We start from the raw sequence: 17,392 nt of genomic DNA on the forward strand, positions 1-17,392 counted from the left end.
GGCAGTTGCGGGGCGTGTGATATCCACGTTCCGCTGGTTAACGCTGACGCCCGCCAGGATGAAAGCAGACGAAGGAACGCGAAGCGCTGCCAGTACGTGGCATGAGGCATCAGCATCGTTCACCCGTTAAGGTTATTTTGCTGCCTGAGGTGGGTATAATATTAGCCAAGGTTTTTCAGCCCACTTGATGGAGGAATAGCAATTGCACAAGCTGATTCATAAACGTATATTCTGGGGATGCCTGATCCTGTGTATGCTGCTGACAGGCCTGATAATCAGGCTCGCCTGGGTACAATTGCTGCTCAAGGATAGTGTAGTAAGCGGCACCCGTTACACGGTAGCTCAGATGGCCGAGCTGCAAAGTGAGCGGGAGACCGTGCTGGATAGCGGAAGAGGGCGGCTGTATGCGAAGAACGGGGAGGTGCTGGCCGGAGAGACGGTCTGGACCGCTGCGCTGTTCCCGCCGGAGGAGGAGCTTCACCGGCCTCATGGTGCCGGTGAATATAACGATGACCAGCAGCTTCACCGGCTGGCGGAGATTCTTGGCGTCAGCTACAGTCAGCTGCAAGCAAGACGGCTGGGGCTGAAGGAGCCGCTGCTCTGGCCTTCCGGCCAAGGCACCGGTCCGCTGGCTCTGACGCTGCCGCAGGCTAGAGAGGTAGAGGCGCTTGCCATCGAAGGCGTCAGGGCGCTGCCTTTTGCCCGCAGATATAACGGGTCTGCCTCCGGCCGCCAGTGGCTCGGTTATCTGTCTGAAGCTTCGGGTGCAGCTATCGCCCAATCCCCCACAGGGCTGAGAATTCCAAGAACCGGCACAGACGGGCTGGAGAAGACGCTTGAGCCGCTCTTGCAGGGTGTGGGGCATACGGAAGCCGTCGCCCAGGTTGATGCACGCGGCAACCGGGTTCCGGGCAGCCCGATCACCATCAAAGCGCCGGGCAACCCCTATTACCCGCTGTCTCTATATACCACCATTAATCTGAAGCTTCAGGAGAGCCTTGAGCAGCTGGCAGCGGAAGCGGGGGTGAAGGAAGGGGCAATTGTGGTTATGGACAGCCGGAGCGGTGATATTGCAGCGATGGTCTCTTTGCCGTTCTACAATCCGGAGCAGGTCTCACCGCAAGGGGGAGAATGGAATAACCGTGCACTGCAAGCGGCAGCTCCAGGCTCTATCTTCAAAATTGTTACAGCTGCTGCCGCACTTGAAGCCGGGCTGACCGCACCGGAGGAGCCCTTCTTATGTGCAGGAGCGTATGGGAAATACGGATTGTCCTGTCCGCACGGCAAAGAACACGGCGCCCTTTCGCTGAAGCAAGGGTTCGCCGTGTCCTGTAATACTGTATTTGCTACGCTGGCCGAGCGGCTGAGCGGTGTGAAGCTCCAGGCTACCGCGCTTGCCCTGGGACTGGGCCGCAGTATCGGGTGGCAGGCGGAGAATACGCTCGGCCTGCCACTTCTCCGGCCGCTGGCCGGGGAGCAGCCGGGAACCATCTTCAGCACGCTCCTGCCGGATGACGGCGGGGCGAGAGTCCAGACGGCAATCGGCCAGCGCGATGTGCGGATCACTCCGCTGCAGGCGGCGAATCTGGTCGTCACGCTGCTGCATGGCGGCGAGGTGAGAGCGCCGCGTATTCTGGAGCGGGTTGCTTTTGCCAATGGGCAGACGCTTAAGGAGCTTCCGGGATATCTGGCGCCAGCGCCGGAGGGCCGGATCTCTCCGGCTACTGCCCGGGTGCTGCTGGGCATGCTGCGCAGCGTAGTCACAGAGGGCACAGGCCGTATGTTGAATTCTTCTGCTTGGCCGCTCGCCGGCAAATCAGGCACGGCCCAGACGCTGGTACACGGCACGCCGCGCAATAACCAATGGTTCATCGGCTATGGTCCGGTGGACCAGCCGAAATATGCGGTGTCTGTGGCAATAGAGAATGTGGCTCCAGACAGTCCGCAGGCCGCCACCCGCCTGTTCGGTCAGGTGTTCGAGCTGTTGTCGGGTCTGGAAGGCGGATCAACCGGAGCCTGAGGGTTTGGACCGGCAGGCTGCGCATCAGGCTCTGCATTCCCGGCCGGACCATTTCCGCTGTTTACGGGAGCGCCTGCCGTAGATGTCCCCGAGGCCGCGAAGGGCGAGACGACGAACTCCTCCTGCGGCAGATAGATCCACTGCTGGAGATATCCCTGCTGGAGCAGCTCCTTAAGCAAAATCAGCAGAATCGGCGACAGAATGAGGCCTGCAATCCCAAACAGGGAAGAGGACAGAATCACGAAGGAGAGCATCAGGAAGGCAGAGGAGACACCGATTGAATTCCCTGTGATTTTGGGCTCCAGCAGCTGTCTTACCACCATTACCACTGCCAGCAAAACGATGAGTCCGATAGCAAGCGACGTATTGCCGACAATGAACAGATAGATGATCCAAGGGATCAGCACCGCAGGTACGCCGAGCAGCGGCAGCAGATCGACCAGTGCGCAGACCAGTGCTATGGTCAGGACATTGCCCGTGCGGAGAATCAGCAGACCGGCGAGAATGATGACGAAGGTGATGCTGATCAGGATCATCTGTGCTTTGATATAAGAACTGATCGCCTTGAACACATTCCCCTGCAGGAAGGCGTAGGCCGTCTTGAACGTCTTCGGCAGCTTCTCGTGGGCAATCCGGCGCCAGTCCTTAATCTCCATACTGAGGAAAAAGGCGAGAATGATCGCAATCCCGAAGTTAGCCATAAAGGAGGAGAAAGAGCCAAGCACCCCGACCATATACTTGAAGAAGGCGACCATCCACTTCGAGAGAATATTGGTGGCATCTGTGAAATAGCCATTTAGCTTATCCGTCACATCGGATGGAAGCGAATCGATTTTGTGCTGAAGATAGGTCGTAGTCTCTGTGAAATGCTGCTGGACCACGTATGTATATTTGGGCAGATTATTCTGGAGGTGAATCGCCTGGGTCGTAATCAGCAGCCCGGCACCGAACAAGACGCCCAGCAGGATGACCAGGAAGAGCACCACTGAGATCGCGGAGGCGAAGGGCTTGGCCATTCCTTTGCGGTTCAGGAAGCGGGCCAGCGGCTCAATCAGCAGAAAGACAAAAAAGGACAGGAACACCGGCGCAGCCAGCTGGTACAATTTGCTGAAGCCGAGCATCACTAAATATACGGTTAGAACAACCAGCCCAATGTCGAAAAAGGTGCGCCAATATTTTTTGTACAGCGGCAGCATAGATTTAAACGACCCCTTTGTGAAGATAATTTTATAACCGGCACTTCAACTCATTGTACACGATTTTAATAAAAAACGTCTATTTCTTTGGCAGCTGTGTTAAACTAGGAGGTGATGTTTTTTAAAGCTGTCGCTTCTACTTACTCTACTTGGCCGTATGAAATCTATCTTCTATACAGACGTAAGGCGAGCCAAAGTCAACTCTGGAAAAGCGGTGATTGTACATGCAGACTTTGCTGCTCTGGCTATTTTACATCTCGACCTTTTATGCCTTTATACCCGGTATGATCAGCCGTTTATTTGGTTATCGTGTGTTCCGCAGAGGGATTGGGCGTACGGATTACGGCCTGACCTTCGATGACGGGCCTGACCCGCATTATACACCGCTGCTGCTGGATCTGCTTAAACGCTACAATGCGAAGGCGACATTTTTTGTCGTTGGCTCACACGCGGAGCAGCATCCCGAGATCATCAAGCGTATGCACGATGAAGGGCATTTGATCGGTATTCATAATTACGTGCACAAGACGAACTGGCTGATGCGTCCCGCTACGGTGAGGAAGCAGATTGACAAGACGGACGAGATCATCTTCTCCATTACCGGCGAGCGCAGCACTTATTACCGTCCTCCCTGGGGAATCGTGAACCTGTTCGACTTCTCCAAGCGCCGTCAGGTGCAGATTGTACTGTGGTCGGCGATGTTCGGCGACTGGAAGGAGAAGCTTGGAGCGGAAAAGCTGACCGAGAAGCTCATTGCGAAGCTCGGTCCGGGTGAGGTGCTGCTGCTGCATGACTGCGGGACGACGATCGGCGCCGATCCGAATGCGCCGGAGCATATGCTGATTGCGCTGGAACGGATGCTCGCCGAAGCTGAGCGGCGCGGACTGCGCAGCGTCCGGATTGACGAGATGATCAAGGCGGTGCAGCGCTCCCCGATCACGCATTTGTCCTTCGGCAAACGGCTGCTTGTCGGCTTGTGGCTGGCGTGGGAGAAGCTGTTCCAGCTAATGTTCCAGCTTAAGACGATCACTCCGGCAGATCCGTTCCTGCATTACCGCCTGCGCAAGTATCAGGGCAATACGGTGCTGATGGACAACGGCGAGACCTTGAGCAAAGGCGACAAGGTCATTGAACTCCACATCGACAACAGGCAGCTGTTCGAGCTGGGGGTTCATTCCCGTTCTCCGGCTCAGCTGGCGATCCGCATGATCCGCCGGATGGAGAAGGATCTGCCGCTGCTCGCCGTGCATATTGCCGGTGATCTCGAGCTGGCCGAAGCGAAGGCGCTCTACGGCGTGAGTATGATCAACCGCGGGCCGGAGAAATTCGGTTTCATGGTGGTGGACCTGCCCAGCGGTCTGTTCGCCCGCTCGACCAAATTCTATCTAAGTGTTCTGCTTAGGGTCATCCATCCCTCAGGCGGGGCAAGGCTCAAGGTACGCAGTGAGGTACTGGTGCCCAAGATGATGCTGATGCCGGTATCGCAGCTGCTCAACCAGATGAACCAGCGGCGTCCGCAGAAGCCGGTGGAGCGGGTACACGAAGAGGAACTGACGCTTGAAGCTGAGCTGCCCGGAGCAACGGTGGTTCATTGAAGACGAAGCAGTGTTCACAGCACTTATATTATTGATCCTCCGCTGGCCTATCAGGCCGGCGTTTTTTTGTTCCTGCACAATATGCAACAAAAAAGAGCAGCCCCGGCCGCATATGCGGTTGGAACTGCTCTTATCCTCATTACATTTGCTCAGGCTCAGGCTGTCGCTGACGATTAGATCTTCAGCACGCCGCCCTTGCTTGCATTGGTAACCAGCTTGGAGTAACGGGCCAGATAACCCGTCTTCACCTTCGGCTCGAATTCTTTCCAGCCCTGACGGCGGACCGCCAGCACTTCCTCGTCAACCAGCAGCTCGATCTTGCGGTTATTGAGGTCCAGCTCGATGATATCGCCATCCTCTACAAAAGCGATCGGGCCGCCCTCTGCCGCTTCCGGCGAGATGTGGCCGATGCTGATCCCGCGGGACGCACCGGAGAAGCGTCCGTCCGTGATCAGGCCGACCTTGGCACCCAGACCCATGCCGACGATCTGCGAAGTCGGAGCCAGCATTTCCGGCATGCCCGGTCCGCCCTTCGGACCTTCATAACGGATAACGACTACATGACCTTCTTTGACCTTGCCGTTCGCGATACCTTCAAGTGCTTCCTCCTGGGAGTCGAAGCAGATAGCAGGTCCTTTGTGATAGCCGCCAACGGAAGCATCCACGGCACCCACCTTGATGATGGAGCCTTCAGGCGCCAGGTTGCCGTAGAGTACGGCCAGTCCGCCAACTTGGGAATAGGGGTTATCGATGGTATGAATAACGGAAGTATCCTGGATCTCATGCCCGGTTACATTCTCGGCCAGTGTCTTGCCGGTAACCGTCATGCAATCACCGAAGATGGCGCCCGGCTTCTTCAGCAATTCGTTCAGCACGGCGCTGACGCCGCCCGCCCGGTCCACATCTTCGATGAAGATATCGGAGGCCGGAGCCAGCTTGGCCAGGTAAGGAACCCGGTTAGCTACTTCGTTGATGCGTTCCAGCGGATAGTCGATTTCGGCTTCTTGAGCCAGTGCCAGCGTATGCAGTACAGTATTGGTCGATCCGCCCATCGCCATATCCAGCGCGAAGGCATTGTCCAGCGATTCCTGGGTTACGATATCACGCGGCTTCAGGTCCAGCTTGATCAGCTCCATAAGCTGGGTTGCCGACTTGCGGACGAAGTCTCTGCGTTCTTCGGCTACGGCCAGGATCGTACCGTTGCCTGGAAGCGCAAGGCCCATAGCTTCGGCCAGACAGTTCATGGAGTTCGCGGTAAACATACCGGAGCATGATCCGCAGGTAGGACAGCCGTATTGTTCGAGTTCGAGCAGCTCAGCATCGTTGATCTTGCCGACCTGATGCGCACCGACGCCTTCGAATACAGAGGTCAGTGAGAGCTTCTTGCCTTTGCTGTCAACGCCGGCCTTCATCGGCCCGCCGCTGACGAAGATTGTCGGAATGTTGACGCGCAGCGCGCCCATCATCATGCCCGGGGTAATTTTATCACAGTTGGGAATGCACACCATACCGTCGAACCAGTGCGCGGATACTACCGTTTCCAGAGAGTCGGCAATGATCTCGCGGCTTGGCAGCGAATAACGCATACCGATATGACCCATGGCAATACCGTCATCTACGCCGATTGTATTGAATTCAAACGGAACCCCGCCGGCTTCACGGATGGCTTCCTTCACGATCTTGCCGAATTCCTGCAGATGTACATGACCCGGAACAATATCGATATAGGAATTGCAGACCGCGATGAACGGTTTGCCGAAATCCTCTTCTTTAACGCCTGCTGCCCGCAAAAGGCTGCGGTGAGGAGCGCGGTCGAAGCCTTTTTTGATCATATCTGATCGCATTTTCTTGTTTGCCATGATGACTTTTTCCCCCTAACAGTATTGGTGAAGCGAATATAGTGCCGCATTAACGCATTGCAATCCCGAAATATACGTACCCTGCGGTGATTGGTTACGAACTTTAATAGTGAGTCTATCACAAAAAGCCTGTTTTTTCTACCGGACAATGTGAAGTTTGTCGGCGGCTCACGCATGTAAAGTCTGGGCTAATATACAGAAAGAAGCCTATTCCGTAAAGGATAGACTTCAGCAAATTGATATAACGTGGCAGCTTCATTCTAAAGAGAGCGCCGGATGGCGGCACGCTGCAGGGAGATCATCCAGTCTACGGACGGCTCCACGAGCGGGTTCAGCAGACGTCTGACCGCAGGCTGGGCGAGCAGCACCGTACATCCCACTGCACCGGCGAGCAGCAGAGCTGCTCCGGCAGGATTGCCGATATGGGCATACAGGCCGGAAATCACCGCCGTGCGGACCACAAAGCCATGCAGCAGAAAAACATAGAGGGTCCGGCGTCCCAGACCGGTCATGCGGCTTAACCCGTAAGGCACGAGGCCCAGAAATGACAGGGAGGCGATGAATTGCAGGCCATAGACCGCCAGCCGGAACAGACCCGCATACCATTCATGAGCACCAAGCTGCATATAAGTCATACTGCCGTATAGCCAGCCCATGGGGAGATCACCTCCGAGCAGGCCGATAGCAAGGAGCAGCAGGAGCGAAGCGGCGGCGGCAATGCTTTTGACATAGCGCTGATACAGCTTCACGAAAGCTCCGAAGGAGAAATGGTACCCGATCACAAAAAAGGGCAAATAGACAAAGGTGCGGCTGAGGCTAAACCAGATCCCGTCCAGTTGCAGATAACCTACGGCCACTCCTGCCGTAACAGCGAAGGCCAGTTGGGCGCTGCGGGTCCAGCGGCTCATGCCCAGCATCAGCAGGCGCCAGCAGATGTGGCTGGCCAGGAACCAGAGCAGCAGATAAGGAGCGAAGAACGAATGCTGTATATTATTGACGTGAAACAGGGAGGCGTCAAGTAGGGAGTAGAGGCTCTGAAAAATCACATATTGCAAAGCAATCTGCAGCAGCACCTTGCGTCCAGGCGCTCCAAGTAAGCTTGAACGGGCAAAGTATCCGGTCACCAGCACAAACAGCGGCATATGAAAACTGAAGATCCACTGGTAAAGCGTGTGAAGTCCGCTCATTTCTTGAATCAGGGGTTCAATCGCATTGGCCACAAAGACAGTTACAATAAGCATGAAGCGCAGATTAAGAAAAAAGGTCTCTCCGCGCGCGTCAAGCGGGCTTTCCCGGGTCATGATGTAACCTCCAATGAAATTAGGGTTTGCGTAGGGGGCGATACTTTAATTTTAAAATACATGATTTCCTGACAATAAATTGTGAAATACATCACAATAGTAAGCGCTATCATTGGAAATGGCTGGGGCCAGATGTGGCGAAGTCTTGAAGGTTGTTTGAATTCACCGATTCCCTTATAATTTTGAGTATGCAGTAACCGGGAGTGAACACTAATGAAAAAGAATATAATCAGACGCCGTGTGCTTATAGGAGTGGTGTTGGTTCTACTGACGGCTGGGGTGTTTATATGGAGGTATCTGACCCCGTATAAGCCGGAGGCACAGGCTGAAACTGCTCTGATCTCTGCCGGAGGAGTCACTGTTGAACAGAATGACAATTGGATCTCGTTCGACCCCTCAGTGGTGCTCGGCACCGCCGTAATCTTCTATCCGGGCGCACTGGTCAAGGCGGAAGCATATGCGCCGCTGGCCCGTAAAGTCGCTGCTGCCGGTCACCCGTTCTACATTGCCAGAATGCCGCTTAATCTGGCTGTAATCAAAGGCGATGCCGCCGAAGAGATTATTCGCGTGCATCCGAAGCAGTCCTTCGTCCTGGGCGGACATTCACTCGGCGGCGTAATGGCTTCACGCTTTGCTGCCGGTCATGCCGGCCAGCTGGAAGGCGTTTTTTTTCTGGCCTCGTATCCCGATGAGAAAGGCAGTCTGAAGGACACCACGTTGTCCGTCTTGTCTGTGCTTGGCACGCAGGATGAAGTCGTAGACCAGAAGAGCTATAACAAAGGGCGTTCCTATCTGCCGGGCAATACCGTATATGTGTCGGTTGACGGTGGCAACCATGCCCAATTCGGCAGCTATGGCGTGCAAAAGGGTGACGGAACCGCTACGATTACCGAAGAAGAACAGCAGTCACGGACCGTCCGGGCGATGCTGGATTGGCTGGGGAATCTGCGCCAGAGCAAATGAACAACAAATACCTGAATGAATATATCGTATGCAGAGGAGCGCTGGAATGCCTGTATTGCACATCAATGAACTCTCCGTTCCCGTAAGCGGCATCCTCTTCGATAAGGACGGAACGCTGCTTGATCTTCTGGCCACCTGGGGCAGCTGGGCCGAACTGGTGCTTGAGGGGCTGGGCAGCCAGCTGACTCTGATTGGCAGCAGACCTGTAACGGGAGCCGATCTGGCCCCGGTGCTGGGCACGACGCATGATGCTTCCGGACGAATTACCGGTTATGATCCCGCAGGTCCGCTGTCCATGGCAACGGCTGAGGAATCCACCGGGATTCTAGCCTGGCAGCTCTATACGGCGGGTGTCCCCTGGAATGAAGCGGTGACGAGCGTGAATGCCATCTCCAAGGAGGCCATGAATGAGCTTCGCCGCCGCCGTACGGCTGTGCCCATGCCGGGATTATTGCCATTTCTGGAGCAGTGTGCCGCCGCTTCCCTGAAGCTTGGCGTTGTAACCTCAGACAATCTGTCCGCTACCCGTGAGCATCTGGAATGGCTTGGCATCTCGGAATACTTCGGGGCAGTGGTTACCCGCGACCGGGTAAAATACGGCAAGCCTGCACCGGAGATGGCCGAGAAGGCCTGCCGGGAGCTCGGGCTGCTGCCCGAAGAGGCGGTTATTATCGGTGACAGCAATGCGGATATGCAGCTGGGCCGGGGGGCGGGACTGCGGCTTGCGGTTGGAATCTCACCGGACAGAAGGGCAGACCATCTGCTGGATGCGGATATTGTGGTATCCGGTTATCCCGCGCTACGCTTAACGATCTGAATGCATGACGAATAGGTACAGAGAGGACAGGTGTAGATCATGGAACAATTACAGCTACTGGCTTCCTGGATTCAAAAAAGCAAAAATATCGTCTTTTTCGGCGGTGCCGGAACATCGACGGAGAGCGGTATCCCGGACTTCCGTTCGGCAGCAGGTCTGTACCAGACCCAGCACAACTCTCCTTACCCGCCTGAGGTGATGCTTAGCCGCAGCTTTTTTATGTCCTCGCCGGACATTTTTTTTGATTTCTACCGCAGCAAGATGATTCATCCCGAAGCGAAGCCGAACGGGGCCCACCGGCTGCTTGCGGAGCTGGAGGAGAGCGGCAGGCTGAAGGCGGTCATTACACAAAATATAGACGGCCTTCATCAGATTGCCGGCAGCCGCAGGGTTCTGGAGCTGCACGGCTCTATCCACCGTAATCACTGCATGGGCTGCCAGCGCTATTACGGCCTGGAGGAATGGCTGGAGCAGGAAGGCTCTGTGCCGCGCTGTGAGGACTGCGGGGGCATCATCAAGCCGGATGTGGTGCTCTATGAGGAAGCGCTCGATCAAGAAGTGCTGATTGAAGCCGTGGATGCCATTGCAGCGGCGGATCTGCTGCTCATCGGCGGTACCTCGCTTACCGTTCAGCCTGCTGCAAGCCTGGTCACTTACTTCAGGGGGCAGCATACTGTATTGCTTAACGGTGAGCCTACACCATATGACGATCAGGCAGATCTGATTATTACAGAGCGGATCGGAGAAGTGCTGGGTAGAGTCCAGAGACTGCTGGGCTAATGCCCAGTCTTTTTTTGCAGAACAAGATTACTTACGAAGCCGTGTGTTTAAAGAAGAATATTCACACAAGAGTTATGAGAGGCAGGGATATAACATGGTATATGTGGCTAGTGATGAACGGTATGAAGGCATGCGTTACAACCGCACCGGCAGGTCCGGCCTCAAGCTTCCGGCCATCTCACTGGGCTTGTGGCATAATTTCGGCGGCATCGATGCCTATGAGAACGGCCGTGCAATGATTACCCGCGCTTTTGATCTCGGCGTGACCCATTTCGACCTGGCGAATAACTACGGGCCTCCGGCCGGATCGGCGGAAGAGCTGTTCGGCAAGGTGCTTGCCCGGGATCTCGCGCCGTACCGTGACGAGCTGGTAATCTCGACCAAGGCGGGATATACGATGTGGCCCGGCCCATACGGCGACTGGGGTTCACGTAAATATATCCTGTCAAGTCTGGACCAGAGCCTGAAGCGGCTGGGGCTGGACTATGTGGATATCTTCTATTCCCACCGCCCGGACCCGGACACACCTATGGAAGAAACGATGGGAGCGCTGGATCATGCGGTACGTTCAGGTAAGGCACTGTATATCGGCTTGTCCAACTACTCGGCGGAGCAGACCCGGCAGGCGATTGCCATTCTGAAGGAGCTGGGCACCCCGCTGCTGATTCACCAGCCGAGGTATTCCATGCTGGACCGCTGGATTGAAGGCGGGCTTCAGGAGGTGCTGGAGGAGCATGGGGTGGGCAGTATTGCCTTCACTCCGCTGGCACAGGGTCTGCTGACGAATAAATATCTGAACGGCATCCCTGAAGACTCGCGGGCAGCCGGGCCTTCAGCTGCGCTGAATGAGAGCCGGATTACGCCGGAGGTGCTGCGCAGAATCCATGCGCTGAACCAGATGGCGGTAGCGCGCGGCCAGAGTCTGGCCCAGTTTGCCCTGCTCTGGACGCTGCGCGGCGGCCGGGTCACCTCGGCGCTGATCGGCGCCAGCCGGGTCAGCCAGATCGAGGAGAATATCGCCGCGCTGTCCCATAGCGACTTCACGCAGGAAGAGCTGGACCGGATCGAAACGATCCTTAAGACAGAGGAGTGAAGCGTAAGACGTTCAGCCATAACTAACAACGCAAGCAGCCCGCTTCCTGTTCTGGAGACGGGCTGTTGGTTTAGTAGAGCATCAGCTTTATATTAGTGAAAATCGCTTTGGTCAATCGCTTACGGTGGGTTTGCAGTGCCCCGATTACCTTGCCTGCTCGTCGGCGATAGGTTTAAATGTATTTTGTACAACTAAAACGTCTGTTTTACTTCTTCTTCTCACCCTAGTTGTATTTCGTACAATTAAAATCCCTGCTTTCCCTGGTTTCCGCCCTTTGGGGCAGATTTAGTTGTACAGACTACAATTAGAAGAAGAAGGACTTCCGTTTCACTATTTCTAGTTGCACAGAATAAACTTATCTCTGTTTTTTCGCTACGAACGCAGCTTCATCCCTTACCGATATTGGGCTGATCCTTGATCCAGCACCCGTTACCGATTTCTGCTCTTACATTCAAGTAGTGGATTGTATTTCCTGCAATAGAAAACGCGTAGATGACCATAAAATGAGATTCTATTGTATTTCATACAGTAGAATGTTGTGTTTTGGGTGATAAAATGGCTTTTGTCAACATTCCATTGTACGGAATACAATAGATACTATTTCGAAGCCTTTTTTTCAGCATTCCATTGTACAAAATGCAGTTACTATCGTTCCAGCTTCTCGTTAAGGTCCGGTAATGGTCATATTCACCATATTAAATCTGATGTGCTGTACTAGTCAGTAGGGCTATTTCTCCCCAGGGTTCACTGTAGCCTGGCGGTAAGCGGTGGGAGATTGGCGGTAGAAGCGCTTAAACTGCCGGGAGAAATACAGGGCATCGGTCAGTCCGACTGATGCTGCTACCTGCTCCACGGACAGCTCGGGGCGTTCACGCAGCAGCTGGCGCGACTTCTCCACCCGCAGCTTGAGCAGGTAGGTGACCGGAGAGAGCCCCGTCTCCTGCTTGAAGATGCGGGAGAGATAAGCGCGGTTATACCCCAGACTGCCGCACATCTGTTCAATCGAGACCGGATGGGCATACTGAGAAGCCATGTAGTGAATCATCTGCTTCACCGTCCGCTTGATCTGTGATTCCGCACCCGGCAGCCGGGTGGAGGAGACCAGCAGCTCCGCTGCCTCCCCTGCGATGAGGTATAGATATCCCAGAGAGGTCAGGGCGGCGCTCTCCTTATTGGCATAGAAGGCGGACATCATCCCGGCAAGCGCTCCGGGAATTACGCTGCCGCCAGCGGTAGACAGCACCGGGGCGAGCGGCGTGAAGCCCGCCTGCTGCGCAAGCTGTCCGGCATCCCCGCCGGTGAAGGCAGCCCAGCGGTAGCGCCAGGGCTCCTGCTGATCCGAGATGTAGCTGACCAGCTGGCCCGGGTGGATCAGGAAGCAGTCTCCGGCTCCCAGCTCATACGTGTGCTGCTCTGTCCGGAAGACCCCGGAGCCTGATTCAATATAATGGAGCAGATAGTAATCGTAGATCTTGGGGCCCGCCTGATGCAGCGGGAGGGTCTGGCTCTCTCCCGCAAAGAGTACATGCAGCAGCTGCTCATCGTAATATACAGGATTTGATCCTACTGAATAGGTATGTTGCACGGCAAGCCGCCTTTCTGGAGCAGAACGCTTCCATAGCTAAGTGTATAGGGAGCGCCCGTTCACTTTTCTTCTTACCGAGTATAGTCTCTTCAGAGACGAAAGTCACATTTGTCCATATATTGCACACATGATTGCATTATCAGGGCAAGTCTGATTTTATTATAATGTAAGCATGAAGGACGCAAGCTATAATCCACAGTCCCAGCACAAGCAGCGAAAGGATGGAGTGTCAATAATGAGCATACAGGAACTGAACAGCACATTTATCAAAAAGTACGGGGAGAGCGGGGAAGCCGCGCGGGTATTCTACGCACCGGGCCGCGTGAATCTGATTGGAGAGCATCTGGATTACAACGGAGGTTATGTTTTCCCGGCAGCCCTGGACTTCGGAACCACCCTGATCGTGCGCCCGCGTACAGACGGCAAGGTTCAATTCGCATCCACGAATTTCCCTTATGAAGCTTCCATCGACTTCAGCGACATCGGCGCAGCCAAGACCGGCGAATGGGTGGACTATCCGGTCGGCGTAATGGTGGAGCTGGCTAAGAAGGGTCACCCGGTATCCGGGGGCTACGATCTTTTGTTCCATGGTGAGATTCCTAACGGCTCGGGCTTGTCCTCTTCCGCTTCGATCGAGGTAGTGACCGGCTTCGCCTTCCTGACGCTGCTTGGCGGTGACACCGATACGGTGGAGATCGCCCTGCTGTCCCAGCGCGCGGAGAACCAGTATGTCGGCGTGAACTCCGGGATCATGGACCAGTTCGCTGTGGCCAACGGCAAGCGCGACCAGGCCATCCTGCTCATGTGCGATACGCTGGAATACAGCCTCGTACCTTTCGTGACGGGCAGCTATAAGCTGGTCATCGGCAACACGAACAAGAAGCGCGGTCTGGTGGACTCGAAGTATAATGAGCGCCGCAGCCAATGTGAGGAGGCGCTCGCTATTCTGAAGCAGGAGGTTCCCTCCCTGTCCTATCTGGCTGAGGTGAAGCCTGAGCAGTTCGAGCTTCTGCAGGACAAAATTACGGATGAAACTGTAAAGCGCCGGGCCCGCCATGTAGTGGAGGAGAATCAGCGTGTGCTTGACTCGGTGGAGGTGCTGAAGAACAATGATCTGAAGCAGTTCGGCCTGTACATGAATGACTCCCATGTCTCCCTCCGCGACCTCTATGAAGTCAGCTGCGAGGAGCTGGACGTGATGGTGGAAGAAGCGCAGCGCATTCCGGGCACACTGGGCTCACGGATGACCGGCGCAGGATTCGGGGGATGTACAGTATCGCTGGTACATGAGGATGATGTGCAGCGGTTCATCACGGAAGTTGGAGAAGCCTACAAGAACAGAACCGGCCTGACCGGCGAATTCTATGTATGCGGCATCGGCAACGGCGTGGAAGAATTGAAAGGAGTGAAATAAGATGGCGATTCTGGTAACGGGCGGCGCAGGATACATCGGTTCACACACAGTAGCAGAGCTGCTGGACCGCGGGGAAGAGGTTGTGGTGATTGACAATCTGCTGACAGGGCACCGCGAGGCGCTACTGGGCGGCAAGCTGTATGAGGGCGACCTGCGCGACAAGGCGCTGCTGGCGAAGCTGTTCTCCGAGAATGAGATCGAAGCGGTAATTCACTTCGCAGCCAGCTCCCTGGTGGGCGAGAGCATGAAGGACCCGGTTAAATACTACGACAACAATGTTTATGGAACGCAGTGTCTTCTCGAAGCCATGCAGCAGGCCGGTGTGGATAAAATCGTCTTCTCCTCCACAGCCGCCACCTACGGCGAACCGGAAAAGGTGCCTATCGAAGAGACCGACCGCACGGAGCCTGCGAATGTCTACGGCGAGACCAAGCTGACCATGGAACGCATGATGGCCTGGTTCGACAAAGTGCTCGGCATCAAATACGTAGCGCTACGCTACTTCAATGCAGCAGGCGCACACGCCAGCGGCAAAATCGGTGAAGACCACCGTCCGGAGAGCCACCTGATTCCGCTGGTGCTCCAGGCTGCACTGAAGCAGCGCGAGAATATCGCAGTGTTCGGGGAAGACTACCCGACAGAGGACGGAACCTGCGTACGCGACTACATCCATGTCAGCGATCTGGCGGATGCGCATGTCCGTGCAGTCACTTATCTGCGCAGCGGCAGTGCGAGCAACATCTTCAACCTTGGCAACGGCCTGGGCTTCTCTGTGAAGCAGGTGATTGAGACCGCGAAGAAGGTGACTGGCCTGGACATTCCAGTTGTGGTTCAGGAGCGCCGCGCGGGAGATCCGGCAGTGCTCGTCGCTTCTTCTGACAAAGCCCGGAAGGTTCTGGGCTGGGACCCGCAGCATGCTGACCTTGAAGACATCATTCAGAGCGCCTGGAGCTGGCACTCCGCTAATCCGCAAGGGTATGGGGAGTAAGCAGCGGAGCTGATTATTGCCGAAGCTGAAATACACAGAATGCCAGAGCGCCGCATAAGGCACCATAGAAGGAGAAATGAAATGCAGAACGATAATAGTATGGCTGCTGCCGCTGAAAAGGCGCTGTATGCCATTGAACAGCTGGTTCTGTTTGCCGGACACACGGGACTGATCCAGCCCGCAGATGTGGATTACAGCCGCAATGAACTCCTGGACCAGTTCGGCTTCAGTGAGCCGTATCCCGGTGAGTTCACTGAAGCTCCGCTGGACAGCCCGCAGAGTCCGCTGGACCAGCTGATTGATTACGGGTTCAGTCTCGGGCTGATCCCGGAGAATACGGATACGTACCGCGACCTGCTGGATGCGAAGATTATGGGCCTGCTCATGGCCCGTCCGTCCGAGGTGAATGCGGAGTTCGCCGCGCTCCGGGCGGAGCAGGGCATTCAGGCGGCAACGGACCGCTTTTATAAGCTGAGCATTGATTCCAACTATATCCGTATGGACCGGGTAGCGAAGAATGTGTATTGGCTCCAGGAGTCACCGTACGGGGATATTGAGATGACGATCAACCTCTCCAAGCCGGAGAAAAGTCCGAAGGAAATCGCCATGGCCCGGCTGCTTCCGCCTCCGGTCTATCCGAAGTGCCAGCTCTGCCGCGAGAATGTCGGCTATGCCGGCCGGGTCAATCACCCGCCGCGTCAGAACCTGCGCGTGATCCCGCTCTCGATGAACAGCGAGAAGTGGTTCTTCCAGTACTCGCCTTATGTCTACTATAACGAGCACTGCATCGTGTTCCACCACGATCATGTGCCGATGAAGCTGACGAAGGATACGCTGAAGCGTCTGCTTAGCTTCACGGAAGCCTTCCCGCATTATTTCATCGGCTCGAATGCCGACCTGCCGATTGTCGGCGGCTCCATTCTGACGCATGACCACTTCCAAGGCGGACGGCATACGTTCCCTATCCAGAAGGCACCCAAAGAGGATACCTTCACACATGCCTCATATCCCGGTGTCAGCTTAAGCACCGTGAAGTGGCCGATGTCCGTGCTGCGGATGCATGCAGAAGATCCGGCGGTGCTGCTGGAGGCAGGCAACCATATCTACGAGTCTTGGAAGACGTATAGCGATCCGGCTGCCGACGTGCTGGCGTTCAGTGAAGAGGAGGGCGAGAGTGTTCCGCATAACACTGTTACCCCTATCGTGCGCCGCGCAGAGGACGGCGGCTATGAGATGGATCTGGTGCTGCGCAACAACCGGACCAGCGAGGAATATCCCGAAGGGATTTTCCACCCGCACCGGGAGATGCACCATATCAAGAAGGAGAACATCGGCCTGATTGAGGTGATGGGCCTGGCGATTCTGCCGGGACGGCTCAAGGAAGAGCTTGACGCCATCGCCGGCATACTGGCGGGCGACACGGCGCTTCTCGGAGATGTCCAGAGCCAGGGCCAGGAGCATCCGCTGGCGCTGCACACTGCCTGGATTACCGAACTGGTAAGCCGCTTCGGCACCTCCCTCAGCCGCGAAGCAGCGGTGAAGACCATCCAGAATGAGGTGGGTACGAAGTTCACTCACATTCTGGAGCATGCCGGAGTCTACAAACGCACGCCGGAAGGGCAGGCGGCCTTCCGCCGGTTCCTGAACAGCAGCGGCTTTAACTGAGACCGAACTTAAGTAATGTTTGCAAAATGTACTGTCCCTGCCGGATCCGGCGGGGGCATTTTTCATTGGGAAATGATGATATGCGCCTCGATTTGAATGCGCCAGGCAGGAGGACT

13 protein-coding genes are annotated in these 17,392 nt (G+C 55.6%); 9 read left to right on the plus strand and 4 right to left on the minus strand.

Annotation, left to right across the window (positions count from 1 at the left end; translation table 11 throughout):
• Positions 1–202: 202 nt before the first annotated feature.
• Positions 203–2,020: a peptidoglycan D,D-transpeptidase FtsI family protein gene (locus MKX63_RS20910; protein ID WP_341019763.1), complete on the plus strand. Its 1,818-nt coding sequence runs from the start codon at positions 203–205 to the stop codon at positions 2,018–2,020.
• On the opposite strand, the gene MKX63_RS20915 is transcribed toward MKX63_RS20910, so the two are convergent.
• On the minus strand, positions 1,969–3,216 hold the full coding sequence (locus MKX63_RS20915) for an AI-2E family transporter (protein WP_341019765.1): 1,248 nt from the start codon (positions 3,214–3,216) through the stop codon (positions 1,969–1,971). The two genes, MKX63_RS20910 and MKX63_RS20915, sit on opposite strands and share 52 nt — an antisense overlap.
• Before the next feature lie 224 nt (positions 3,217–3,440).
• Between MKX63_RS20915 and MKX63_RS20920 the strand changes: the two genes are divergently transcribed.
• Positions 3,441–4,811 (plus strand): polysaccharide deacetylase family protein, encoded by a 1,371-nt coding sequence (locus tag MKX63_RS20920; RefSeq protein ID WP_341019767.1) that lies wholly within the window; start codon positions 3,441–3,443, stop codon positions 4,809–4,811.
• Positions 4,812–4,984: 173 nt separating this feature from the next.
• Here MKX63_RS20920 and ilvD read toward each other — a convergent pair whose 3' ends face one another.
• Together ilvD and MKX63_RS20930 are read right to left on the minus strand one after the other, a co-directional pair.
• The gene (ilvD, locus tag MKX63_RS20925; RefSeq protein WP_036722581.1) at positions 4,985–6,670 is read right to left on the minus strand and encodes a dihydroxy-acid dehydratase; all 1,686 of its coding nucleotides are present in this window, start codon (positions 6,668–6,670) and stop codon (positions 4,985–4,987) included.
• A gap of 260 nt (positions 6,671–6,930) precedes the next feature.
• The gene (locus tag MKX63_RS20930) at positions 6,931–7,971 is read right to left on the minus strand and encodes an acyltransferase family protein (protein WP_341019769.1); all 1,041 of its coding nucleotides are present in this window, start codon (positions 7,969–7,971) and stop codon (positions 6,931–6,933) included.
• Between the two features lie 213 nt (positions 7,972–8,184).
• Between MKX63_RS20930 and MKX63_RS20935 the strand changes: the two genes are divergently transcribed.
• The 4 genes from MKX63_RS20935 to mgrA all read left to right on the plus strand — a co-directional run bounded on the left by MKX63_RS20935 (position 8,185) and on the right by mgrA (position 11,624).
• Positions 8,185–8,934, plus strand: coding sequence for an alpha/beta hydrolase (locus MKX63_RS20935; protein ID WP_341019770.1), 750 nt, complete (start codon positions 8,185–8,187; stop codon positions 8,932–8,934).
• A 46-nt stretch (positions 8,935–8,980) separates the two neighbouring features.
• Positions 8,981–9,751, plus strand: coding sequence for an HAD family hydrolase (locus MKX63_RS20940; RefSeq protein ID WP_341019772.1), 771 nt, complete (start codon positions 8,981–8,983; stop codon positions 9,749–9,751).
• Positions 9,752–9,790: 39 nt separating this feature from the next.
• The gene (locus MKX63_RS20945) at positions 9,791–10,531 is read left to right on the plus strand and encodes an NAD-dependent protein deacylase (RefSeq protein WP_341019774.1); all 741 of its coding nucleotides are present in this window, start codon (positions 9,791–9,793) and stop codon (positions 10,529–10,531) included.
• Positions 10,532–10,625: 94 nt separating this feature from the next.
• A complete protein-coding gene (gene mgrA, locus MKX63_RS20950; protein ID WP_341019776.1) occupies positions 10,626–11,624 on the plus strand; it encodes an L-glyceraldehyde 3-phosphate reductase in 999 nt (332 codons plus the stop codon).
• A gap of 727 nt (positions 11,625–12,351) precedes the next feature.
• Here the strand turns inward: mgrA and MKX63_RS20955 are convergent.
• Positions 12,352–13,209, minus strand: a complete 858-nt coding sequence (locus MKX63_RS20955; RefSeq protein WP_341019778.1) for an AraC family transcriptional regulator — start codon at positions 13,207–13,209, stop codon at positions 12,352–12,354.
• Between the two features lie 235 nt (positions 13,210–13,444).
• Between MKX63_RS20955 and MKX63_RS20960 the strand changes: the two genes are divergently transcribed.
• The 3 genes from MKX63_RS20960 to MKX63_RS20970 all read left to right on the plus strand — a co-directional run bounded on the left by MKX63_RS20960 (position 13,445) and on the right by MKX63_RS20970 (position 17,276).
• The gene (locus MKX63_RS20960) at positions 13,445–14,623 is read left to right on the plus strand and encodes a galactokinase (RefSeq protein WP_036696660.1); all 1,179 of its coding nucleotides are present in this window, start codon (positions 13,445–13,447) and stop codon (positions 14,621–14,623) included.
• 1 nt (position 14,624) lies between these two features.
• Positions 14,625–15,611 (plus strand): UDP-glucose 4-epimerase GalE, encoded by a 987-nt coding sequence (gene galE, locus MKX63_RS20965; protein WP_341019779.1) that lies wholly within the window; start codon positions 14,625–14,627, stop codon positions 15,609–15,611.
• A gap of 81 nt (positions 15,612–15,692) precedes the next feature.
• The gene (locus MKX63_RS20970; RefSeq protein WP_341019781.1) at positions 15,693–17,276 is read left to right on the plus strand and encodes a UDP-glucose--hexose-1-phosphate uridylyltransferase; all 1,584 of its coding nucleotides are present in this window, start codon (positions 15,693–15,695) and stop codon (positions 17,274–17,276) included.
• Positions 17,277–17,392 lie beyond the last annotated feature (116 nt).

The organism is Paenibacillus sp. FSL R7-0179 (genome assembly GCF_038002265.1).
Taxonomy (GTDB): Bacteria; Bacillota; Bacilli; order Paenibacillales; family Paenibacillaceae; genus Paenibacillus_AQ.

Coding starts and splice junctions, on each gene's coding strand:
- MKX63_RS20945 (WP_341019774.1), top strand. CDS start 9,791: ATGGAACAATTACAGCTACTGGCTTCCTGGATTCAAAAAAGCAAAAAT.
- galE (WP_341019779.1), top strand. CDS start 14,625: ATGGCGATTCTGGTAACGGGCGGCGCAGGATACATCGGTTCACACACA.
- mgrA (WP_341019776.1), top strand. CDS start 10,626: ATGGTATATGTGGCTAGTGATGAACGGTATGAAGGCATGCGTTACAAC.
- MKX63_RS20930 (WP_341019769.1), bottom strand. CDS start 7,971: ATGACCCGGGAAAGCCCGCTTGACGCGCGCGGAGAGACCTTTTTTCTT.
- MKX63_RS20960 (WP_036696660.1), top strand. CDS start 13,445: ATGAGCATACAGGAACTGAACAGCACATTTATCAAAAAGTACGGGGAG.
- MKX63_RS20935 (WP_341019770.1), top strand. CDS start 8,185: ATGAAAAAGAATATAATCAGACGCCGTGTGCTTATAGGAGTGGTGTTG.
- MKX63_RS20920 (WP_341019767.1), top strand. CDS start 3,441: ATGCAGACTTTGCTGCTCTGGCTATTTTACATCTCGACCTTTTATGCC.
- ilvD (WP_036722581.1), bottom strand. CDS start 6,670: ATGGCAAACAAGAAAATGCGATCAGATATGATCAAAAAAGGCTTCGAC.
- MKX63_RS20915 (WP_341019765.1), bottom strand. CDS start 3,216: ATGCTGCCGCTGTACAAAAAATATTGGCGCACCTTTTTCGACATTGGG.
- MKX63_RS20970 (WP_341019781.1), top strand. CDS start 15,693: ATGCAGAACGATAATAGTATGGCTGCTGCCGCTGAAAAGGCGCTGTAT.
- MKX63_RS20940 (WP_341019772.1), top strand. CDS start 8,981: ATGCCTGTATTGCACATCAATGAACTCTCCGTTCCCGTAAGCGGCATC.